Annotated in this window: 22 protein-coding genes and 1 pseudogene; 10 read left to right on the top strand and 13 right to left on the bottom strand. The window is 73.7% G+C overall.

The features are described 5' to 3' along the window. The first annotated feature begins 24 nt into the window (after nucleotides 1-24). The 4 genes and pseudogenes from sbnB to ABD361_RS06245 all read left to right on the top strand — a co-directional run bounded on the left by sbnB (nucleotide 25) and on the right by ABD361_RS06245 (nucleotide 3,916). Nucleotides 25-1,068: a 2,3-diaminopropionate biosynthesis protein SbnB gene (gene sbnB, locus ABD361_RS06260; protein ID WP_344433755.1), complete on the top strand. Its 1,044-nt coding sequence runs from the start codon at nucleotides 25-27 to the stop codon at nucleotides 1,066-1,068. Between the two features lie 42 nt (nucleotides 1,069-1,110). Next, nucleotides 1,111-2,109, top strand: a complete 999-nt coding sequence (sbnA, locus tag ABD361_RS06255) for a 2,3-diaminopropionate biosynthesis protein SbnA (RefSeq protein ID WP_344433754.1) — start codon at nucleotides 1,111-1,113, stop codon at nucleotides 2,107-2,109. Nucleotides 2,110-2,147: 38 nt separating this feature from the next. Then, nucleotides 2,148-3,122, top strand: a pseudogene (locus ABD361_RS06250) (hydroxyacid dehydrogenase); the annotation flags it as partial. A 14-nt stretch (nucleotides 3,123-3,136) separates the two neighbouring features. Beyond that, the gene (locus ABD361_RS06245; RefSeq protein ID WP_344433753.1) at nucleotides 3,137-3,916 is read left to right on the top strand and encodes a thioesterase II family protein; all 780 of its coding nucleotides are present in this window, start codon (nucleotides 3,137-3,139) and stop codon (nucleotides 3,914-3,916) included. Nucleotides 3,917-4,260: 344 nt separating this feature from the next. Here ABD361_RS06245 and ABD361_RS06240 read toward each other — a convergent pair whose 3' ends face one another. The 10 genes from ABD361_RS06240 to ABD361_RS06195 form a co-directional block, all read right to left on the bottom strand. Then, nucleotides 4,261-5,142 (bottom strand): branched-chain amino acid aminotransferase, encoded by an 882-nt coding sequence (locus tag ABD361_RS06240; RefSeq protein WP_344433752.1) that lies wholly within the window; start codon nucleotides 5,140-5,142, stop codon nucleotides 4,261-4,263. After that, nucleotides 5,139-6,398: an ATP-grasp domain-containing protein gene (locus ABD361_RS06235; RefSeq protein ID WP_344433751.1), complete on the bottom strand. Its 1,260-nt coding sequence runs from the start codon at nucleotides 6,396-6,398 to the stop codon at nucleotides 5,139-5,141. The genes ABD361_RS06240 and ABD361_RS06235 overlap by 4 nt, the downstream gene beginning before the upstream one ends. After that, on the bottom strand, nucleotides 6,395-7,387 hold the full coding sequence (locus ABD361_RS06230; protein WP_344433750.1) for a DMT family transporter: 993 nt from the start codon (nucleotides 7,385-7,387) through the stop codon (nucleotides 6,395-6,397). The genes ABD361_RS06235 and ABD361_RS06230 overlap by 4 nt, the downstream gene beginning before the upstream one ends. After that, entirely contained in the window at nucleotides 7,384-8,658 is a 1,275-nt protein-coding gene (locus tag ABD361_RS06225; protein WP_344433749.1) for a DUF6421 family protein, read from the bottom strand. Before ABD361_RS06225 ends, ABD361_RS06230 begins: the two co-directional genes overlap by 4 nt. 8 nt (nucleotides 8,659-8,666) lie before the next feature. Further along, entirely contained in the window at nucleotides 8,667-9,248 is a 582-nt protein-coding gene (locus ABD361_RS06220; RefSeq protein WP_344433748.1) for a type 2 periplasmic-binding domain-containing protein, read from the bottom strand. Between the two features lie 149 nt (nucleotides 9,249-9,397). Next, nucleotides 9,398-10,567, bottom strand: a complete 1,170-nt coding sequence (locus ABD361_RS06215) for an aminotransferase class I/II-fold pyridoxal phosphate-dependent enzyme (protein ID WP_344433747.1) — start codon at nucleotides 10,565-10,567, stop codon at nucleotides 9,398-9,400. Further along, nucleotides 10,554-11,294, bottom strand: coding sequence for an alanine--tRNA ligase-related protein (locus tag ABD361_RS06210; protein WP_344433746.1), 741 nt, complete (start codon nucleotides 11,292-11,294; stop codon nucleotides 10,554-10,556). The genes ABD361_RS06215 and ABD361_RS06210 overlap by 14 nt, the downstream gene beginning before the upstream one ends. Then, the gene (locus tag ABD361_RS06205) at nucleotides 11,291-12,283 is read right to left on the bottom strand and encodes a pyridoxal-phosphate dependent enzyme (RefSeq protein WP_344433745.1); all 993 of its coding nucleotides are present in this window, start codon (nucleotides 12,281-12,283) and stop codon (nucleotides 11,291-11,293) included. Before ABD361_RS06205 ends, ABD361_RS06210 begins: the two co-directional genes overlap by 4 nt. Next, nucleotides 12,280-13,272 (bottom strand): DMT family transporter, encoded by a 993-nt coding sequence (locus tag ABD361_RS06200; protein ID WP_344433744.1) that lies wholly within the window; start codon nucleotides 13,270-13,272, stop codon nucleotides 12,280-12,282. The genes ABD361_RS06205 and ABD361_RS06200 overlap by 4 nt, the downstream gene beginning before the upstream one ends. After that, entirely contained in the window at nucleotides 13,269-14,171 is a 903-nt protein-coding gene (locus tag ABD361_RS06195) for a GHMP family kinase ATP-binding protein (RefSeq protein WP_344433743.1), read from the bottom strand. Before ABD361_RS06195 ends, ABD361_RS06200 begins: the two co-directional genes overlap by 4 nt. Before the next feature lie 234 nt (nucleotides 14,172-14,405). On the opposite strand from ABD361_RS06195, the gene ABD361_RS06190 reads away from it, so the two are divergent. Further along, complete coding sequence (locus ABD361_RS06190) at nucleotides 14,406-15,332, top strand: LysR family transcriptional regulator (protein WP_344433742.1); 927 nt, start codon at nucleotides 14,406-14,408, stop codon at nucleotides 15,330-15,332. A gap of 21 nt (nucleotides 15,333-15,353) precedes the next feature. On the opposite strand, the gene ABD361_RS06185 is transcribed toward ABD361_RS06190, so the two are convergent. Both ABD361_RS06185 and ABD361_RS06180 read right to left on the bottom strand, forming a co-directional pair. Continuing rightward, a complete protein-coding gene (locus ABD361_RS06185) occupies nucleotides 15,354-16,196 on the bottom strand; it encodes a putative RNA methyltransferase (protein WP_344433741.1) in 843 nt (280 codons plus the stop codon). A 63-nt stretch (nucleotides 16,197-16,259) separates the two neighbouring features. Next, on the bottom strand, nucleotides 16,260-16,856 hold the full coding sequence (locus tag ABD361_RS06180; protein WP_344433740.1) for a TetR/AcrR family transcriptional regulator: 597 nt from the start codon (nucleotides 16,854-16,856) through the stop codon (nucleotides 16,260-16,262). A 165-nt stretch (nucleotides 16,857-17,021) separates the two neighbouring features. On the opposite strand from ABD361_RS06180, the gene ABD361_RS06175 reads away from it, so the two are divergent. The 4 genes from ABD361_RS06175 to ABD361_RS06160 all read left to right on the top strand — a co-directional run bounded on the left by ABD361_RS06175 (nucleotide 17,022) and on the right by ABD361_RS06160 (nucleotide 19,543). Further along, nucleotides 17,022-17,429 (top strand): cell division protein SepF, encoded by a 408-nt coding sequence (locus tag ABD361_RS06175; protein WP_344433739.1) that lies wholly within the window; start codon nucleotides 17,022-17,024, stop codon nucleotides 17,427-17,429. A 25-nt stretch (nucleotides 17,430-17,454) separates the two neighbouring features. Then, nucleotides 17,455-18,603 (top strand): AAA family ATPase, encoded by a 1,149-nt coding sequence (locus ABD361_RS06170; protein WP_344433738.1) that lies wholly within the window; start codon nucleotides 17,455-17,457, stop codon nucleotides 18,601-18,603. Beyond that, complete coding sequence (locus ABD361_RS06165) at nucleotides 18,600-18,977, top strand: nucleotide pyrophosphohydrolase (protein WP_344433737.1); 378 nt, start codon at nucleotides 18,600-18,602, stop codon at nucleotides 18,975-18,977. The genes ABD361_RS06170 and ABD361_RS06165 overlap by 4 nt, the downstream gene beginning before the upstream one ends. Before the next feature lie 119 nt (nucleotides 18,978-19,096). Further along, nucleotides 19,097-19,543 (top strand): DUF6099 family protein, encoded by a 447-nt coding sequence (locus ABD361_RS06160; RefSeq protein WP_344433736.1) that lies wholly within the window; start codon nucleotides 19,097-19,099, stop codon nucleotides 19,541-19,543. A 184-nt stretch (nucleotides 19,544-19,727) separates the two neighbouring features. Here the strand turns inward: ABD361_RS06160 and ABD361_RS06155 are convergent, their stop codons facing one another. After that, nucleotides 19,728-19,976, bottom strand: coding sequence for a hypothetical protein (locus ABD361_RS06155; RefSeq protein WP_344433735.1), 249 nt, complete (start codon nucleotides 19,974-19,976; stop codon nucleotides 19,728-19,730). Nucleotides 19,977-20,210: 234 nt separating this feature from the next. Here ABD361_RS06155 and mmuM point away from each other — a divergent pair, with 234 nt between their 5' ends. Next, nucleotides 20,211-21,125 carry a homocysteine S-methyltransferase gene (gene mmuM, locus ABD361_RS06150; protein WP_344433734.1) on the top strand — a complete coding sequence of 305 codons (915 nt, stop codon included), beginning with the start codon at nucleotides 20,211-20,213 and terminating at the stop codon, nucleotides 21,123-21,125. The last annotated feature ends 31 nt before the right edge of the window (nucleotides 21,126-21,156 follow it).

Here is a 21,156-nt window from a genome sequence, read left to right as displayed (position 1 = left end):
ACCCACCCACAGATGGAGCACGTCATGTCCCCCCAGCCCCTCGTGCCGCCCTTCGCCGTCATCACCGGCGCCCAGGTCGCGGACGTCCTCACGGGCCACGAGAAGCAGGTCCTCGACCTGGTGGAGGAGGTCTACACGCTGCACGGCCGCGGCAGCTCGGTGAACCCGCCCTCGTACTTCCTGCGCTTCCCCGACCGGCCCAGCGCCCGCATCATCGCCCTGCCGGCCTCCGTCGGCGGCGAGAAGCCCACCGACGGCCTGAAGTGGATCTCCAGCTTCCCCGAGAACGTCGCCGCCGGCATCCCCCGCGCCTCCGCCGTGCTCATCCTCAACGACCACGTCACCGGCTACCCGTTCGCGTGCCTGGAGAGCTCCATCATCAGCGCCTCGCGCACCGCCGCCTCCGCGGCGCTGGCGGCCGACCGGCTCAGCCGCGGGACGCGCCCGCGCCGCATCGGCTTCGTCGGCACCGGGCTCATCGCCCGCTACGTCCACCACTACCTGCAGGCCACCGGCTGGACCTTCGACGAGCTGGGCGTGCACGACCTGTCCGCGCACCACGCCGAGGCCTTCGCCGACTACCTCACCTCCGCCCCCGGCGACGCCCCGGTGGTGGTGCACGGCAGCGCCGAGGAGCTCATCACCTCCAGCGACCTGGTGGTCTTCGCCACCGTGGCGGGCACCCCGCACGTGCACGACCCCGCCTGGTTCTCCCACAACCCGCTCGTGCTCAACGTCTCGCTGCGCGACCTCGCCCCCGAGATCCTGCTGGCCTCCACCAACATCCTCGACGACGTCGAGCACTGCCTGAAGGCCGACACCTCCCCGCACCTGGCCGAACAGCTCACCGGCAACCGCGACTTCATCGACGGCACCCTCTTCGACGTCCTCGAAGGCCGCGTGGAGCTGCCGGCGGACCGGCCCGTGGTCTTCTCGCCCTTCGGCCTGGGCGTCCTCGACATCGCCCTCGGCCGCTACGTGCACGACCGGCTGCGCGAGGAGGGCCGCCTCGCCCACGTCGAGGGCTTCTTCCACGAGACCGACCGCTACGGCCGCACCACCGGCTAGCGGCGGCCCGACCCCTACCGACCCCAGGGAACTGGTGATCCCGTGACGATCATTACCGCCCCCTACGAGATCAACGCGGACGACGTCTTCGTCGACCTGCGCCCGGTCCTCGACGTGCCGCTCCACCTCAAGTACGAGGGCATCAACCTCGCCGGCTCCGTCAAACTGAAGGCGGCCCTGGGGATGGTGCTCGCCGCCGAGCGCGAGGGCCTGCTCACGCCCGGCGACGTGCTCGTGGAGTCCTCCTCCGGCAACCTCGGCGTCGCCCTCAGCATGATCGCGGCGCACCGGGGCTACGGCTTCCTGTGCGTCACCGACTCCCGCTGCAACCCCGCGAGCAAGCGGCTGATGGAGTCCTTCGGCGCCCGCGTCCTGGTCATCTCGCGCCCCGACAAGGAGCGCGGCCTGCTCGGCGCCCGGCTGGACTACGTCCAGCGGCTGTGCGACTTCGACCCGCGCTACGTCTGGCTCAACCAGTACGTCAACCCGCACAACTGGCTCGCGCACTACCGCAGCACCGGACCCGCCATCGCCCGGCAGTTCCCCGAACTCGACGTGCTCTTCGTCGGCGCCGGCACCACCGGCACGCTCATGGGCCTCGCCCGCTACTTCCGCGAGCAGGAACGGCCCGTACGCATCGTCGCCGTCGACAGCATCGGCTCGGTGACCTTCGGCGGGCCCGCCGTGCCCCGCTACATCCCCGGGCTCGGCGCGGGCGTGCGCCCGCAGCTGCTGGACTCCTCCCTCGTCGACGAGGTGGTGATGGTGCCCGAGCGCGACACCCTGGAGTGCTGCCACACCATGGCCCGCCGGGGCTTCCTCTTCGGCGGCTCCACCGGCACCGTCGTCAGCGGCGCCCAGCGCTGGCTCGCGGGCCGCCCGCGCGGCGAGCAGCTCACCGCCGTGGCCCTCTCCCCGGACCAGGGCGACCGCTACCTCGACTCGCTCTACGACCCCGAGTGGGTGGAGCGGCACTTCGGCGACCCGCGCACCTGGGACACCGAGATCCCGGCCACCCCCGCCGAGCTGGTCACCAGCTGACGGCTGAGGCATCACCCCACACGAAAGGCCAACACGTCATGGACAAGCCAGTGGTGCTGATCGCCGAGGAGCTCTCCCCGGCCACGCTCGCCGCCCTGGGCCCCGGCTTCGAGACCAGGCACTGCACCGGTGCCGACCCGCGGGCCCTGCGGGCCGCGCTGCCCGGGGCGGACGCCGTGCTCGTGCGCAGCGCCACCCGGCTCGACGCCCGGGCCCTGGCCGCCGGCACCCGACTGAAGGTCGTCGCCCGGGCCGGCGTGGGCCTGGACAACGTCGACGTCGACGCGGCCACCCGGGCCGGGATCCTGGTGGTCAACGCGCCCGACGCCAACGTCGTCAGCGCCGCCGAGCACACCGTCGGCCTGCTGCTCGCCCTCGCCCGCCACATCCCGCAGGCCCACGCGGCCCTCACCGCCGGCCACTGGGCCCGCAGCCGCTTCGGCGGCACCGAACTGGCCGGCAAGACCCTCGGCATCGCCGGCCTCGGCCGCATCGGAACGCTGGTGGCCCGCCGCATGGCCGCCTTCGACATGCGCGTCCTCGCCTACGACCCGTACGTCACCCCCGCGAGCGCCGCCCACGCCGGCGCCCTGCCGGTCTCCTTCGACGAACTGCTGGCGGAGTCCGACTTCCTCACCGTCCACCTGCCCCGCACCCCGCAGACCGCCGGCCTGTTCGGGCCCGCCACGCTGCGCCGCGTCAAGCCCGGGGTGCGCATCGTCAACGCCGCCCGCGGCGGCATCGTCGACGAGAACGCGCTGTACCGGGCGCTGACCGAGGGCCGCGTCGCCGGCGCCGCCCTCGACGTCTTCGCCGCCGAACCGTGCACCGACTCCCCGCTGTTCGCCCTGGACAACGTCGTCGTCACCCCCCACCTCGGCGCGAGCACCGCCGAGGCGCAGGAGAGGGCCGGGGTGGGCGTGGCCACGGCCGTCCGGCGGGCCCTGACCGGGCTGCCCGTGCCCGAGGCCGTCAACTTCGCCGCCCTGGTCGCCACGGCCGGCGCGCAGCCGGTGGAGTACGCCCGATGAGCGCGGCACGGACGCAGGCCGGCAGCATGCACAGCACCGACAGCATCCGGTGGTTCCGCCGCTACGCGGTGACGGCCGCGCCGCGCAGGCGGCTGCTGGTCCTGCCGCACGCCGGCGGCTCGGCCAGCTTCTTCCACCCCTGGGGAGCGGCCTTCGACGACGACACCGAGGTCCTCGTCGCGCGCTACCCCGGACGGCACGACCGCATGGCCGACCCCTGCATCGACGACATGGCCGAGCTCACCGACAGCGTCACCGCCGCGCTGCTGCCCTTCCTGGACGTGCCGCTGACCCTCTTCGGCCACAGCATGGGCGCCTCGCTGGCGTACGAGCTGGCACTGCGGCTGGAGAGCCGGCACGGGGTGCGCCCCGCCGCCCTGCACGTCTCCAGCCGCAAGGCCCCGCACCGGCTGACCCCCCGGCCCCTGCACACCCAGGGCGACGCCGCCCTGATCGCCGAGGTCCGCCGGCTGGGCGGCACCGACGACGCGCTGCTGGACGACCCGGACCTGGTGGAGCTGCTCCTGCCCGCCATCCGGGCCGACTTCACCCTGGTCGGCACCTACGGCCCGCGCAGCGCCGTGCCGGTGGGCTGCCCCGTGCACGCCTACGTGGGCGACGAGGACCCCGCCGTCACGCCCGCCGACATGGCGGCCTGGGCCGACGTGGCACCGCACGGCTTCACCCTGGACGTGCTGCCAGGCGGCCACTTCTACCTCGTCGAACAACGCACGGCCCTCGTCGGCGCCCTGGCCGAACACCTGGTGACGAGCTAGGACGCGCCCCGAAGGGGCGCGGGACAGCGTCTGATCTGCGGCTGCCGCCGCGTGGGCGCGATCGGCCGGCGACGGCCCGCAACTGACACACCATCCCGGGGTCCGGGCAATCTGCGGGCGCGTCGTGGCTTGTCGCGCAGTTCCCCGCGCCCCTACGGGCGCCGTGGTGGCGCCTGACGAAGATCCGCCGGACACGGCCCAGGGCCTCTCCGGCGGATCTTGGTCGTGCCCCGTCAGGGGCGCGGGGAACTGCGCGACAAGCCACGGCGCGCCCGCAAACGAAGTGCCGTGCTGCGCCCGGCGCTCCCGGGGCGGCAGCCGCAGATCGACACTGCCCCGCGCCCCTACAGGGCGCCGCGCACAAGGCGGGCGTACGCGTCCGCCAGGGCGCGGGTGACCGGTCCGACCTCGTACGGCCTGCCGTCGACGGCCCGTACCGGCTGCACCTCGTAGGCCGTGCCGGTCAGGAACACCTCCTGCGCCCGCTCCAGCGCCTCCGGCGGCAGATGGCCCTCGTGCACCGCGATGCCGGCCTCGCCCGCCAGCGCGATGACGGTCTGCCGGGTGATGCCGTCGAGGAAGACGTCGGCCAGCGGCGTGTGCAGGGCCCCGTCGACGACGAGGAAGAGGTTGGCGCCGGTGGCCTCGGCCAGGTAGCCGCGGTAGTCCAGCAGCAGGGCGTCGTCGTACCCGTCCGCTTCGGCCGCGTCCCGCGCCAGCGTGCAGATGTTGTACAGCGACGCGGCCTTGGCGCGTACGGGCGCGGTGTCGGGCGCCGGGCGGCGCCACTTGGACGTGCCCAGGGCGATGCCGCGCTCCTGCGCGGCGGAGGAGAAGACGTTCGGCCACTCCCAGGCCGCGACGGCCACGTGCACCGAGGTGCCCGCCCCGGAGACGCTCAGCTGCTCGCTGCCCCGCCAGGCGACCGGCCGGACGTAGCCGTCGGCGATGCCCGCGCGCTCCACGAGCTCCTCGGCGGCCCGGTCCAGCTCGGCCGGCTCGAAGGGCAGGGCGAAGCCCAGCTCGCGGGCGGAGGCGGCCAGCCGGCGCGAGTGCTCGGCCAGGCGGAAGATGCGCCCGCCGTACACGCGCATGCCCTCGAAGACGCCGCCGCCGTAGTGCAGGCCGTGCGTGAGCACGTGCAGGCGCGCCTCGCGCCAGGGGACGAACGCCCCGTCGAGCCAGATCAGGCCGTCGCGGTCGTCGAAGGGGAGGGGGGTGGTCATCGGGTGCCCTCCTCGGGCGCGTAGTCGATGCGGATCGCGCTCTCCAGGTGCCGGTGGAACTCCTCCGCCTCCGCGGTGCTCGCGTGCCGGGAGAGGACGAAGGCCGGGTAGCCGGTGAAGTCGGGGTAGGGCCGCACGACGTCGCCGGGGTGCAGCATCTGCACCACGTGGTCGACGCGCGGGTCGGCCCGCACCGCGTCCAGGCCGTGGATCGCGGTGATGCGGCCGTGGCCGCCGCACGGCACGATGTAGTTGGCCGCCGCGCCGATGGCGGTGACCGGCGCGCCCGCGGAGGCGGGCGGCAGGCCGGCGGCGACGCGCAGCGCGTCGGCCGCCAGGTCCACGCCGGTGACGTGCGAGGCGATGTAGTGGGAGACGCCGGAGCCGCCGACGCGGGCGCCCATCTCCAGCAGGTACGGCTCGGTGCCGCCGCGCAGGCGCAGCTCGGTGTGGGTGGGGCCGTCGGTGACGCCGAGGGCCCGGTGCGCGGCGGTCACCTCGCGCACCACCGCCTCCTGCACCGCGGCCGGCAGGTCCGCGGGGGCGCGGTAGACGGTCTCCTCGAAGTACGGGCCCTTGGGCTCGCCCTTGTAGCCGATGGACAGCACCGTCACCTCGCCGCGGTGGGCGAGGGACTCCACCGCGTACTCCGGCCCGTCGAGGTACTCCTCGACGACCAGCGCCGGCTCGGCCCCCAGCACCCCGCGGCAGACCTCGCGCACCTCGGCCACCACGGCCGCGAGCCGCCCGGGGTCCTCCGCCCGGGTCACCCCGAGGCTGGAGTAGCCGTGGGCCGGCTTGACCACCACGGGGAAGTCCAGGCCCGCGGCGTCGGCCGGCGCGCCGTCGTCGAGCTTCAGGAAGCGGGGCACGTTGAGCCCGGCCGCCGCCAGCCGCTCGCGCATCAGGCGCTTGTCCTGCACGCCCGCCGCCGTCGACGGGGGGATGCCGGGCAGCCCCAGCGCCCGGGCGGCCTCGGCGACGAAGGGCACGGCCGGGTCGTACAGCGTGGTGATCCCGTCGAACGGGTGCGCGCGGTGGTACTGCTGCAGGGCCGCCAGGGCACCGGCAGGGTCGCCCTCCACGTCCAGCGGCAGCACGTCGGCGACCGCGGCCGGCAGCCGGCCGGGCTCCACGGTCTCGTCCGGCCGCGGCACCAGCACCAGGCGGATGCCGGCCCGCTGCGCGCTGTCGAACACCCACGGCAGGGAGGTGCGCTGGTAGACGAGGACGACGGTGGGGTGGGGAGAGTTCACGACGTTCCTTGTTCGTGGAGGGCGGCATCCTTCCCGTGCGCGCCGGCGGGCGCCCGGGCAGGGGAGGGAGCGGGAGCCTTCCCGCCGACGGTGAGCCACACGCCGGCCGAGCACAGGCAGATCAGGGCGACGGGGAGCGGGCCCGGGGCGCCGGCCCAGCCCAGGGCCCACTCGCCCAGGCGCACCAGGAAGGGCACGACCAGGGCCAGGGCCGAGGTGTACAGCGGGCCCTTGAGCAGGATGAGCTGGTGGGAGATGAGGAAGACCGGCGCGGTCAGCACCGCCCCCAGCAGGGCGATCCCGCCCCAGTCCGCCCAGGACACCGCGCCCAGGGGGACGAAGAGGGCGGCCGCCGTCCCCAGCATGAGCGTGCCCGCGCCCGTGACGGCCGGCAGCGCCGCGAGCGGCGAGACGTCGGCCATGCGGTGGCGGTAGACGTAGCCGTACACCGCGTACGCGAACGTGCCGCCCAGGGCGAAGAGCGCACCGGTCAGCAGCGAGCTGCCCGCTGCGTTCACCGTCTTCGACGCGTGGCCGTCGGCCGCCGCGTAGCCCAGGGCCGCGGCCACCGCGACCACCGTGCCCAGGGCCTTGCGCAGGCTGGAGCGCTCGCGGAAGGCGGTGATGCCGATGAGGAAGGTCAGGCAGGGCAGCAGCGAGACGATCAGGCCGACCCGGGAGGCCCCGATGCGGCCGATGCCCAGCAGCGTGCCGGTGTAGTAGGCGAAGAAGCCCAGGAACGCCAGCACCGCCACCGCCCCCACCCGGCGGCTGCCGGTGCGCACGTCGGCCCAGGCGCGCGGGCGCAGCGCCGCGACGACGACGAGGGTGGCGAAGCTGGCCGCGGTGCGGCCCGCGGCCACCGCCAGCGGGGGCGCGTCGCTGACCAGGCGGCCGGAGAGCAGCCAGCCGGCGGCCAGCAGGAGCACCATGAGCGCGGACAGGGCGGGGACGGCGAGCCCCCCGCCCTGCTGGGGGCCGTCACTCACCACTCGGCCGTTCCGAACCGCAGTGCCGGCAGCCGGTCGAGCCCGCCCTTGGCGCGCAGCAGGGTGCGCTGGTCCTCGGTGAAGGCGTAGCGCTGCTTGTACGCGCCCTCGGGCAGGTGCTCGCGCACCAGGGCCTTGGCCGCCGCCTTGTACTCCTCGTCGGTGGTGACCTGCTCCTCCAGGCGCTCGACCGTCGCGACGAAGGCCCGCAGCGCGTCGAGGGCCTTGTCGTGGTCCAGGTGCAGCAGCCCGCCGCCGGCCGGGGAGCCGGTCAGCGCGCCGTGCTCGCGCAGCCAGGAGTAGAGGAAGACGCCCGTGCCGGAGTCGAAGTTGCGGGTGGCGTCGTCCGCCTGCGGGTAGCGGAAGATGCGCTCCAGCAGCACCATGGCCATCAGTTCCCGTGCGTACGGGATGTCATCGTCGATGCAGGTCAGCACGGTCTTGGCATCGACCTTGATCTCCTCCAGCAGGCCGACGAACCAGTTCATCTTCAAGGAGATGTGCTGGTCGAACGGCCAGGAGCCCTGGTAGTGCAGCGAGTCGTGCAGGTAGCCCCAGATCGCGCGGATCTCGAAGCACACGTCCGGCGCCAGGCCGGTGGAGGCGCGCGGCAGGGACTCGGGCGTGAGCACGGCGGCGGCGCCCGGCAGCGCGTACGTCTCGTGGATCCTGCGGAACTTGTTGTAGAAGAACATGGCGTAGGGCTGCTCGCGCACCTTGTCGTGCGCGGCCACGTTCTCGGGGAAGAAGACGATGCAGTTGCCCTCGGCGAAGCCCGCGCTGCCGGCGATCAGCACCAGCGACTGGCAGTTGTTCTTCGGGTGCGGGTGGGTCAGCGCCAGGGCGGGCAGCGCCTCGGGCTCCTTGCGCAGCGCGAAGAACAGCTCCAGCCGCTTGCCCACGGGCGGGGCGCTGTTGGTCGACTGCAGCGGGGCGAGGAAGAAGACCGCCTCGCCGTCCGCCGGTGCCTTGAGCGCGTCCCGGGAGCGGGCGAAGTGCGGCGGGCTGTCCAGACCGGCCGCCAGCCAGCCGTCGATGTCCGCCGCGAGGGCCTCGCCCCGATGGGCCAGGCGGTGCCGGGCGTACCAGGCGCAGGCCCCTTCGCGCACCGCCAGCAGCAGCTCGCGGTCCTCGGGCGTGGGCTGCGCGACGGTGCCGTCGTCGCCCTGGCGGGTGCGGAAGCGGTCGACCAGGGGGATCAGGGTGCGCTGCAGCTCCTCGGCCTCGGCCAGCAGGCCCGGCGCGACGGGGGCTGCGGGGGCTGTGCTCACCGGGGCGTTCACAGCGCCGGCTCCAGGACGCGGTCCTGCTGCGCCGGCTCGCCGGCGGCCAGGACCTGGTGGACGGTGAAGACCATGGGCACCGGCCCGAAGTCCCGGACGACCTCCAGGCCGTGGGCCTGTGCCGCGACGATGGTGGTGATGCAGCCCTCGACCAGGCCCTCGGCGCAGTCGATGGCGGCCTGGGAGTTGCTGAGCACCTCGCGGATGCGCGCGCCCTCGGGCACGAGCCCCTTGGGTGCCGGGTGCGAGGCCACCGAGGCGGGGTGCTGGGCACCGGTGGAGGCGAGCACCATGTTGTGCGTCGGCATCACGAAGCTGTCGACCATGCGCAGCCGGTGCAGGTTGCCGAAGACGAGCGTGTGCAGGGCCGGGTAGACGGCGCAGGCGGTCAGGGCGTGGCGCCCGTCCGCGGGGACGGCCTCGAGCGCGGATTCTATGGACGAGTGGAGCTCGACCGTGCCGTCGGTGATGCCGCGCCTGCGCAGCCATTCGTGGGAGGCGGCCTCCAGGTTGGTGCCCTGCGGGCCGAGCGTGTGCAGGTGACGGACGTGATCGGGTCCGATGTGGTTCTGGCTCAAGGGTCCCCCTCGTACGCGGTGCAAAGTGGTGCAAACGCGACCGGCGCCCCGAAACGGGCGGCCGGTTCCCCTTCAAGATCCAAACAGTGGGTGGGAGCCGGGGCAATGGTTCCCGGCCGGCGTCCCGCATCACGAGACGCCGGCCGGCCTCACAAGGTTGCCCGGATCCTTTCGAACGCCTCGCCCAGGACGGCGGGGTGGGCGCCCGCGTTGAAGCGGAAGCAGTGGCCGAACTCCGTCCCGCCGAAGCTCGCCCCCGGCAGCACGTGCACCCCGCTCGCGGCCAGCGCCCCGGCCAGCCGCAGTGCGTCCTCGCCCTCGGGCAGTTCGGCCCACACCAGATAGGTGGCCTCGCACTCCGGCTGATGCACCGTCAGCGGCAGGGCGGCCAACGCATCGGCCACCAGACGCACGTGCTCGGCCAGCCGGCCGCGCAGCGCCGCCAGCCAGGCGTCACCGCGCTCGTAGCAGGCCACGGTGGCGATCGCACCGAAGCTGCCGGGCCGGCCCAGCAGGCTCTGCGGCACCCCGGTGAGCCGGTCCGCCGCGCGCTCGGAGGCGTACAGCGTGGCGCTCTTGAGCCCGGCGATGTTGAACGCCTTGGAGGCGGAGGTGAATCCGTACGCGCGCACCCGGTGGACGCCCGCGTCGGCGAAGGCCGACGGCAGCGGGTCACCGGTCAGGCCGAGCGGGATGTGCACCTCGTTGGCGAGCAGCAACAGGTCGTGCTCCAGCGCCAGGGACACCGCCCGGCCCTGCTCCTGCTCGGTCCACGCCCGGCCCACCGGGTTGTGGGGCTGGCACAGGATCCAGCCCCGCGCCCCGGACGCCGCCGCGGCCTCCAGCGCCCGCCAGTCGTGCTCGTAGCCGCGCTCACCGCGCAGCAGCGGCACCGCCACCGGCTGCAGCCCCGCCTCCCGTACGACGGTGAACAGGTCGCCGTACACCGGCGTCTCCACGATCACCCGGCTGCCCGGCAGCAGTTCCTGCTCCAGCACCGTGCGCAGGCCCGTGAGCACGTCGGTCGTGGAGCGCAGCGCCGCCACCGAGGCGCCGTGGTGGCGGGCCAGGTACGCCTCGCAGGACGCCTCCTGCTCCTCGCACAGCCCGTACCCGCTCTCGCCGAGCGCGACGGCCTCCTGCAGGACGTCGCGCAGGAAGGCCGGGGTGTACAGGTCCATCTCGGCGACGCCCAGGCAGATGCGCCGCGGATCGTCGCCCGCGGCGCGCCACTTGAAGGTGCGGCGCCGGCGCAGGACGTCGAGGTCCGCTATGAAGGCCGGTTCGCCCGGGCCGGCCGTGTCGTCAGCCGGTCGCATCACGGTCGAGCTCGATGTAGAGGCGGGTGCCGTTGCGGCCCTTGGTGCGGCGGCGCACGGTGACCGTGCCCTGGATCTCCTTCGGGTGGTTCACGTGCGTGCCGCCGCAGGGGATGACGATGTCGCCGGAGCGCCAGACGAACACGTCGTGCGTGTCCGGCAGCGCAGTGACGACCGCCTCGGGGGAGGAGGCCAGCAGTGCCACCACCCGCTCCTGGATGACCGGCACGGCCTCGCTGGGGATGGAGCAGCCGAAGTCGAAGCGGGCGGAGCTGTCGCTGATGTGGCAGCCGCGGGTCGAGCGGGTCTGCCCGTTGGCCTCCAGGTACTCGCCGGTGGCGTGGAAGAGGAAGTGCGCGAGCGTGTGCATCTGCATGTTGCGGAAGCGCCGCTCCCAGTCGATCTCCATCGTCACGCTCTCGCCGACCGTGAGGGTGCACGGCTCGGCGAACTCGTGGCAGAAGACCGACTCCACCGTGGCGACTTCACCGTTGGGCAGCTGGAAGGGCCGGCCCCCGGCCTTCTGCACGTCCACCACGCGGGCGCCGTTGATCGTCCCCTGGTCGGCCACCTGCCCACCGGACTCGGCGTAGAACAGCGACCGGTCGAAGACCGCGAAGTGGCCGCTGACCGACAGCACGGTCGCGGTCGCGGTGGTGGCGTACGGGTCGTCGTGGTACAGCTGGTGCGTGGGAGGACAGGAGCTCCACAGGGCTGCTTCCATCATGGCGTTGACTTCTCTCCGCAGTTCAAGAGCGTGGTGCCGTACAGTTCGCCGCGGTCGGCGAAGAAGGTCAGGATCTCCCCGTCCGCGCCCGGCTGCCCGGTGCCGCCGGCCCCGGTGAGCCGCACCAGGTCCGCGGCCAGGCGCTGGGCACCCACGTAGCACACGCCGGACGAGCCGCCGACGCTGATGCCGCGGGTGCACAGCTGCCGCACACCGGCGCAGGCCTCGTCGTCCGACACGCGGTAGACACCGGCCACCCGGGAGCGGGCGGCCTCGATCACGGCGGGGATGCGGTTCTGGTTGCCCGTGCCGCGCAGGATACTCGGTGCGGGCTCGCCGCCGAAGGTGATCGAGCCGTGCCGGTCGGCCACGTACGAGGGAACGCCCTTGCCGTCGAGCATCGCCGACAAGGCCGAGAAGTGACCGCCGCTGCCCACGCAGAAGATGCCGGCGACGATGCGGGAGAAGTCCAGGGTGCGCATCAGGTGCGGCACCACCCAGCGGGTGTAGACCTCGGGGTTGAGCGGGCTGTCGTTCTGGTTCGTCCAGTAGAACTCGGGGTGCTGCTCCAGCATCGACTGCAGCAGGTCGTCACGGGCCTGCTGGGTGCCCAGGACCGGGTGCGGACGCTCGATCAGGTGCACGGTGGCGCCGGCCAGTTCTATCTTCAGCCGGGTGACCTCGGGTATGCCCGGGTCGGACACCAGGTGGACCGGGTGCCCGAGCATCCGGCCCGCGACCGCCAGGCCCAGGCCCAGCGAGCCCGAGGTGGACTCGATCACCGGCTGGCCCTCGGCGAGCAGCCCGCGCTCGCGGGCCAGGAGCAGCAGGCCCAGGCCCAGGATCGACTTGAAGCTGGTCTCGGTGGCCGGGCTGCCGTGCACGGCACGCAGCCGCAGGCCCTGGGCCAGGGGGCCGGCGTCCAGGGTGGTGAGCCGGCCGAGCTCGTCTATGACCTCGTACGGGTCGCGGTACGGGGGGTGATTCACTTGCGGCCTTCCAGGAGGTTCTTGGCCCAGAAGATGGAAACGAGCAGGATCGCGATTCCCGCCATCTGGACCAGGCTCAGGTGCTGGTCGAACAGGGCGAATCCGTAGACGGCCGCAGCCACCGGCTGCAGCAGGACGAAGAGGGCGGCGAGCTGCAGCGGCAGGAACTTCACCGCGTGCGCCATGAGCGTCTGGCCGAAGACCTGCGAGGTCACGGCCAGGGCGATGAGCACCAGCCAGCCCTTGGCGCTGGTGGGCAGGAGCTTCTCGTCGAGCACGGCCGCCACCGCGAAGCAGGCGATCGCGCACACCAGGCTCAGGCCCGCCATGATGCGGGTGGCCTCGTGGCGCTCGCGCAGGCCCTTGGCCACGACGAGGAACAGCGCGTAGAACACCGCCGTGCCCAGGGCCAGCAGGTCGCCGCGCAGGTGCTTCGGGTCCAGGCCGGTGCCGAGGATGACGAGGACGTACAGACCGGCCAGGGCCAGCAGCGCGGGGAAGGCCAGCTTCCACGGCAGCCGGTCGCCGAAGAGGAAGAAGGCCAGCGGCGCGATGATGAACGGCACCAGGTTGGCCAGGAGGTTGGCCTCGGCGAGCGAGGTGTAGAGGAAGGAGATGTTCCACAGGCACAGGTCGGCCGCCAGGAACAGCCCGCCCAGCGCCGTGATCAGCTGGTCGCGCATGCCGATCCGGGTCCGCTGCGGGGCCGCGCCCGCCTCGCCCTTGCCGCGCCGCGCCATCCCCATCGACATGCCCAGCAGCAGGGGCACGGCGAACAGCGAGCGGTACGCACCGGTGGCCACCGGCCCGACCTCGCTGACCCGTACGAAGACCCCGCCCAGCGCCAGGCAGCACACGGCCGCGAGGACCATCAGCTGGTGGCGGGCGCCCTTGAAGGGGGACGCCTTGGGGGTCTGCGCGGTCTGCGGGACGCCGCCGGTGTCCTCCGGGGCGTGGCCGGGGTTCGGTGACGCGGTGACGCGGCTCATGGACGCTTCGCTTCCTTCAGGGTGTACGTGCTGCCGGTGTAGCCGAGGTCGTCCAGGGCACGGCGGCACTGCGCGACGCGCTCGTCGTGCTCGCCGTCGTGCCGGGAGAAGATCAGGCCGGCCAGCGTGCCGCTGTGGGCCACGCAGATGCCCAGCGCGCCGAACTCCTCCTTGAGGCCCTGCAGGTCCTCCAGGGACTTCTTCGGCAGGCGGTCGTTGTGCAGCTCGGCGCTGTGCGTGGCGATCCGGGCGGCGGCCGCGCCGTCGTCGGCGCGCAGCGCCGCGTCCAGCTCGGCGAACAGCTGCTCGTAGACGCGGGCCTTGCCGGCGTCCTCCGGCACCTCCCGGTGGAACTCCTCGGTGCGGACGAAGCCGCCCTCGTCGACGCCGACGATGGTCCACCGGAGGTCCGTCTCGTACGTCGCCAGCAGCGTCTGGGAGCGCTGGGCGCACGCCGCGACGCCGGGGTGCAGCAGGTAGTCGCCGTACTCCAGGCGGCGGGCCACCGACAGGGCCAGGGCGTGCGCCACCGGCTCGGGGGTGTCGGGGTAGGCCTCGGCGACGCACAGCAGGGCGGTGGCCAGGATGTCGGCGGTCGAGCTCGCATGGCCCTTGGCCACCGGAATGTTGGAGTCGATCTCGATGGTGCCGCCGTGGGCCGGCTGCCGCAGGTCGGTGCCGAGCAATTCATAGGCGCGCAGCGCCTTGACGCGATCGGCGGGGCTGACGGTCAGGGCGGTGGCCGGGGCATTTCCGGTGCGTTGCAACCGGGCACGGCAACGGAGTTCCTCGACCGGTGCGGTGAAGAGAAAGTGTTCAAATCCACTCGGCCCGAGGGTGTAACCCTGGAGTATTTCTCCGAAGGCGCCGTGGATCGTGCGAGCGATCGGGGCGGACATGGAGAAGTTGTACCCGGCGTTGATCAGTGGTGACAACCCCAAGAATTCCTTTCGCCTTGCATAATGGCGAATTGGGGGGAGGGAAATGTCCGTTGTCGGCGGCACCGTGCGGGCCGTGATCGTGCGATGTGTGGCGGTTTGCGGGGGCCGCTCGGCGGGGGCCCGCCGGGCACGGTGCGCGGACGGCCGGTATCAGCGGTTGTCGACGGGGCGTCAACTCCGTACGTTTGGCGCATGATCGAGGCCCGCCATCTCCGTGTTCTGCGAGCCGTCGCACAGTCCGGCTCCCTCACCGCGGCCGCCCGTGCGCTGGGCTGCAGCCAACCCGCGGTCAGTCAGCAGATAAAGGCGCTGGAGAATTCCGTGCAGACGCCGCTGCTCGCCCGTACGGGCCGTTCCGTGCGCCTTACCGAGGCCGGAGAAATTCTGGTCCGGCATGCCACGGGAATCCTTGCCGGACTCGCCGCGGCGGAGGAGGAGGTGGCGAATATCGTGGGTCTGCGCACCGGCCGCGTCCGGCTCGCGTCCTTCCTCAGCGGCACCTCGGAACTGCTGCCCTCGGCGCTCGCGGCGTTGCGCGCCAAGTGGCCGAATATCGATGTTTCCTTCACCGAGGCCGCACCGCCGCGCGCGGTCGAGATGCTGCGCGGCGGCGACTGCGAGATCGCCCTCGCCTTCCACTATCCCGGCATCTCCCGGGGCGACGGCGACGACCCGTGGGACGGCCTGGTCGTCCGTCCGCTGCTGAGCGACCGGCTGGTGATCCTCGCCCCCGCGCAGCACGCGCTCGCCGCGGAGCGGGAGACGGAGCTGGCCGCCCTCGCGGCCGAGTCCTGGGTGGCCGGCTGCCCCAGCTGCAGCCGGCATTTGGTGGAGATGTGCGAGGCCGAGGGCTTCTCGCCGCGGATCGACCTCGTCACCGACGACTACCTGGCGGTCATCGCGCTGGTGGGGGCGGGGCTGGGCATCGCCACCCTGCCCGAGATGGCCTTCGACGCCTCGACGGAGACGGTGCGGCGACTGGACCTGGAGCCGGCCGTGCACCGGGAGATCGTGGCGCTGACGCTGCCGGAGTACCGCTCCGTCCCGGCGGTGGGCGCGATGCTGGGGGAGCTGGAGGTGGCGGCCCGGTCCTTCGGAAAGGCGCGGGCCGCCTGCTGAAGACCCCTCGCAGGGGCGGTTTCAGGCCAGCGGACGGTAGGCGGTCAGCGTGACGGACAGCGTGACCTCGCACGTCGGCGGCAGCGCGGCGACGCGCCGCGCCAGCTCCTCGCCCGCCAGGTGCCGGGCGTTGGGGCCCATGCCCACGAGCAGGGCCAGGGCGGCGTGGTCGAGCGTCATCGGCGAGGTCAGCCGCTCGGAGACCGCCACCGAGAAGTACGGCGAGAGCCGGTCGGCCAGCCGCTCCTCCTTGCGCTCGTCGACCCGCATCAGCCCCAGCGCACCGGTCAGCTCCTGCAGGTGCCCGGGCTCGGGGGTGACGACCAGCAGGACGCCGCGGGGGTCGAGGATCCGCCGCAGCTCCGGGCCGTTGCGCGGGGCGAAGGTGTTGAGCACCACCCCGGCCGCGCCGTCGCGCAGCGGCAGTTCGCGCCAGGCGTCGGCCACCACCGCACCGATGCGCGGGTGCGCGCGCGCCGCGCGGCGGGCGGCGAACTTCGACACGTCCAGCAGGACCCCGTCGGCGCCGGGGAACTCCTCCATGACCCGGGCCTGGTGGTGCCCGGTGCCGCCGCCGACGTCCACCACGCAGCCGGGCAGCGGCTCGGGTGCCGTACGGCGGGCCAGCGCGGCCAGCGCCGCGGAGAGCGGGGCGTAGTGGCCGGCGTCCAGGAACGCGGCACGGGCCGCGACCATCTCCTGGCTGTCGGCGCTGTGCGCGGACGCGTGGGGCAGGAGGTTGACGTAGCCCTGCTTGGCCACGTCGAAGCTGTGGCCCGCCGGGCAGACCAGGCTGCGCTCGCGCAGCGACGTCTCACCGCGGCAGTGGGGGCAACGCAAGTACTGCGCGACTGTGTTCAGCATGGGGACCGTTCGTTCGCTTCGGTGCTGGGGGTGCCTCGGCGTGCGCCGCGCCCGCCGGGCGCATCAGCCCCGCGGGCGCAGGCCGGCGAGCACGAGGTCGACGAGGGAGTCGGTGAAGGCGTGGGACAGCGGCTGGTTGCGCATCAGCCAGCGCTGGGCGAAGGGGGCCAGGAGCGCCTCCGCGGCCAGGCGGGCGTCGCACCCGGGGTCTGCCTGGCCGCACGCCTGGGCGGCGCGGATCCGCTCGGCGTAGGCCCGGGCGCCGGGTTCGAGCACCTTGGCCGTGAAACCGGCGGCGAGTTCGGCGTCGTCGGCCATGGCCACGTACAGGGCGCGGTACGGCGCGTGGAAGCCGGGGTCGGCGAACTCGTCGACCGTCGCGCGCAGCACCGTCTTCAGATCGGCCGCGAGGTCGCCGGTGTCGGGCAGCGCCCACTCGCCGGCCACCATGGTCTCGGTGAACGCGTCCAGCAGCACCGCCCCCTTGGACGGCCACCAGCGGTAGATCGTCTGCTTGCCCACCCCCGCGCGGGCCGCGATGCCCTCGACGGTGAGCCTGTCGTAACCGGATTCGGCCACCAGCGACAGGGCGGCTTCGCAGATCGCCAGACGCGAGCGCTGGGAGCGGCGCGTGGCGTCGGGGGCATGCTTGTCGGCCATGGCGGGCAGTCTAATGGCAGTCGAGTCGAGACGTATCGTTCCGTTGGTGTGGTACCGCTCGCGAGGCCCTTGTCGCACAGTGCGTGTCATTGGGTCTAACGGGCGTTTTTGTCACTAGAATTGCCTGATGTACACCGCCAGCACGTTCCCCGGAGGGGTGATCCGGTGAACCGGTCCGAGGCCGCAGACGAGCAATGGGAGGGGCTGGCCGAGGTCGTGCCGCTGAGGGGGCACCAGCCATGGCCGTCCTGGCCCGATCACAGGGCACTGCCCGAGGAGGAACCCCAGGAGAACCGACGGCGCATGGTCGTGCTGCGCGTGCAGTTCTTCGCGGACGCGCGCGAGGTCGCCGAGTACCTGATCGAGCGGGTGCCGGTGCTGCTCGACCTGACCGGCGCCGAGCCGGAGATCGCCAAGCGCATCCTGGACTTCGCCAGCGGCGTCGTCTTCGGGCTGGGCAGCGCGATGCACCGCGTCGACAGCAACGTCTTCCTGCTCACGCCCGAAGGGACCGAGGTGGCCCCCGGGTACCCCGATCGTAGGAAGGGCGGAGGGCTGAAACGGTTTGGCTGACCGGGGCCCGCCTACGGTCCCCGGCATGGACGCCCCCACCCCGCCCCAGCGCCCCGCCGTGACCGAACTGCGGCTCTCCGCCTTCAAGTCCCACCGGGGCGCCGTCTTCCCGCTCGGGCCGCTCACCCTCTTCCGGGGCGGCAGCGGCACGGGGAAGTCCAGCGCCCTGCAGGCGTACGAGGCGCTGGCCCGGCTGGCCGGCGGCGACACCCTGGCCGAGGCGTTCGCGCCGGTGCCCGGGGGACCGCAGGCGTGCGTGCCGCAGCAGGCCCGGCCCGACGCGCAGGGCCGGCGCGGCTTCCGCATCGGCTGCACCGTCGAGGGCCCGGCCGGCCCGGTCCGGCTGGACGTCGCGGTGCAGGCCGAGCCCGAACTGCGCGTCGTCGGCGAGCGGCTGACCGGCGCCGGGCGCACCCTGCTGTCCACCGCGCTGCGCGACCCGGGCCTGCCCCGGGTGGAGGCGGCCTGGCACACGGCCGGCTCGGTGCCCGTGACCCGGGCGCCGCTGCCGGACGACCGGCTGGGCACGGCGCTGCTGCCGCTGCGCGTCGCGGGCAAGACCGCCGGGCAGCGGATGGTGCTGGAGGCGGCCGAGCAGGTGGTCCTCGCGCTGCGGTCCGTCTTCGCCTGCGACCCGCGGCCGGAGCTGATGCGGGCGCCGGTCGGCGCCCGCGACGGGCGGCTGCGCGGCGGCTGCGACAACGTTGCCGCGGTGCTCGGGCGCACCGGCAACGAGTGCGTCACCCGGCACGCGGCCCTGGTCGCGGCGGCGGGCGCCGGCTGCCGGGGCCCGGTGGCCGGGCTCAGCGCCGAGCACCTGACCGGCGGGTTCGTACGGGCCGTGCTGGAGCGGCACGGCGGGCCGGCCACGCCGCTGGAGCGGCTCGGCGACGGCGAGTTGCGCTACCTCGCCCTGTGCCTGGTGCTGCTGACCGGCCCCGGGGTGCTGGCGGTGGACCCGGTCGCCGAGGTGCTGCCGGCCCGGCAGGTGCTGACCGTCCTCGCGGACGGCCTCGACCGGTGCCTGGACGCCCGGCAGGCGAGGGAACTGCTGGAGCTCGCGGCCCGGATGTGCGAGCGGGGCCACATCCGGCTCGTGGCGACGGTGCGGGGGGAGGCGGCGCAGGCGGCGGGGGAGACCGGGGAGGCGTCGGTGGTAGACCTGGGGGCATGACCGCAACCCCCGACCTGCACGCCCTGCAGGAGCGCCTGGCCGCCTTCGCGGCGGCCCGCGACTGGCAGCCCTTCCACACCCCCAAGAACCTCGCCGCGGCGCTCAGCGTCGAGGCGTCGGAACTGCTGGAGATCTTCCAGTGGCTGACACCCGAGCAGTCGGCGCAGGTGATGGCCGACGCGCGGACCGCGGCGCGGGTCGAGGACGAGGTCGCGGACGTCCTGGCGTACCTGCTGCAGCTGTGCCGGGCACTGGGGATCGACGTGCTGGCCGCGCTGTCGGCGAAGATCGACCGCAACGAGCGGCGATTTCCGGTGCCGGGAACGGGGGACGACGGGGCGGCGGAGGGCCGTGATCGTCACTCTCCGGAGTGAGAAGGTTATCCACACCGTAACTTGTGTCCACAGATTTCTGAATTCCTCTGGCCTTTCGGTCCGTTGTTCATCACTCTGGGTAGTGAGAGAGGGTGGACGGAAAAGCATGGGGGACGGGCATGGAGGCTGTGCGGCTCATCGCCGCCACCAAACACGCGCTGGCGCGGACGGTTGCGCTGCACCGCGTGGAGGACATCGTCGCCGAGACCTGGCAGGCCCAGGCCCTGGCCGAGGCCATCGGCAGTCACATCGCGCTCCACGGGCCCGTGGAGGCCCGGGCGGCAGCCCTCGGCCTGAGCGAGGCCGGCGGCCGGGCCGCGCTGCGCACCGGCGGATCACGGGCCACGCAGCTCACCGAAGTGCGGGACCCCTGGGCGGCGTTGACGGAGCTCGCCGCGCTCTTCGGCGAGGTGGGCACGGCGCTCGTCGGCGTCGCCGGCGCCTGCGAGGAGGACGCCGTCTACTGGCAGTGCATAGAGGCCATCGACGCCGCCGACGAGACCGGCGACCGCATCGGCGGCCTCCTCAGACGCCTGGCCCTGCGAGCCCACGGCGGCGCGGCATGACCCCGGGGTGCGGGACAGCGTCGCTCTGCGGCTCCGCCGCGTGGGCGCGACATGCCACGGCGCCCCGTAGGGGCGCGGGGAACTGCGCGACAAGCCACGACGCGCCCGCAGACGAAGTGCCGTGCTGCGCCCGCCCCCCGGGGGGGGCGCGTCGGCCGCAGGCCGCCGCCGGATCCCCAGGAGCTCAGCCGGTGCCGGTGCCGGCGTCGGTGCCGCCATCGCCGGAGGCCTCCGGCGCGGCGCCCGGGCCGGCCTCCGGCCCGGCCGCACGCGAGCGGTCCGCCGACTGCAGGTCGGCGTCCAGCTGCGTCAGATCGGCGTTGAGCGCCGCCATCAGCTCCTCCATCTGCTGCAGCAGGCCCTTCGGCGCGGCCTGCCGCGGGGAACCGGCCTGGGCGGGCACGGCCTCGTCGGGCACGGCTTCCTGGGTCATGATGGCCTCCTCGGCCCTCGCCCTCCCGGTGCGGGCGGGCGGCATCGCGATCGTCGCCCCCGGCGGCGGACACCGGTGCGCGGGCCGGGCGGTCCGGCTCCGCCCGAGCCAACGACCACCGGCGGCGCCGGACACTGACCGGGCCCACCGGGCCGGGCCAAGTTCACCCGGCCGGAGTGAGCCGGGGCACGCGAAGGGCCGCCCATTGACGCCTGTTCGAAAGGAAGCCTCCCGATGGCCCTGCCCGCGGTTCCCCTCGCCACCGCCCTCGCGCGCGGACCGCTCGTGCTCGACGGCGGGCTGTCCAACCAACTGGCCGCCCAGGGCTGCGATCTGTCCGACGCCCTGTGGTCCGCCCGGCTGCTGGCCGACGGTCCCGCGCAGATCGAGGCGGCCCACGCCGCCTACCTCCGGGCCGGCGCCCAGGTCCTGATCACCGCCAGCTATCAGGCGACCTTCGAGGGCTTCGCCCGCCGGGGGCTCGCGCCGCAGGAGGCGGCGGCCCTGCTGCGGCGCAGCGTGGAACTGGCCCGCACGGCTGCGGCGCGCACCGAGCGCGAGGTGTGGGTGGCCGCCTCCGTCGGCCCCTACGGGGCCATGCTCGCCGACGGCAGCGAGTACCGCGGGCGCTACGGGCTGACCGTGGCCGAGCTGGAGCGCTTCCACCGGCCGCGCATCGAGGCCCTGGCCGGTGCCGGGCCGGACGCCCTGGCCCTGGAGACCGTCCCCGACACCGACGAGGCCCGCGCCCTGCTGCGGGCGGTGCGCGGCTCGGGGCTGCCCGTGTGGCTGTCGTACAGCGTGCGCGGCGAGCACACGCGCGCCGGGCAGCCGCTGCGGGAGGCCTTCGCGCTCGCTGCGGACGACGATCAGGTCGTGGCCGTCGGCGTCAACTGCTGCGCCCCCCAGGACGCCGCGCCCGCCGTCGAGCTCGCCGCCCGCGTCACCGGAAAACCGGTGGTGGTCTACCCCAACAGCGGGGAAGGCTGGGACGACCGCACCAGGCGCTGGCAGGGGAGTGGCACCTTCGACCCCGCCATGGTCGCCTCGTGGCAGGAGGCCGGCGCCCGGCTGATCGGCGGCTGCTGCCGCGTGGGCCCGGACCGCATCGCCGCATTGGCCGCCCTGCTGAAAGCACCTCCTTGCTGAAAAACCCGTAGGAATCCGGCCAAAGGTGAAG

The sequence above is a fragment of the Streptomyces luteosporeus genome, assembly GCF_039532865.1.
In the GTDB taxonomy this organism is placed as follows: domain Bacteria; phylum Actinomycetota; class Actinomycetes; order Streptomycetales; family Streptomycetaceae; genus Streptomyces; species Streptomyces luteosporeus.
The sequence above is the reverse complement of the archived record's forward strand: the minus strand, read 5'-3'. Positions and strand labels throughout refer to the sequence as shown.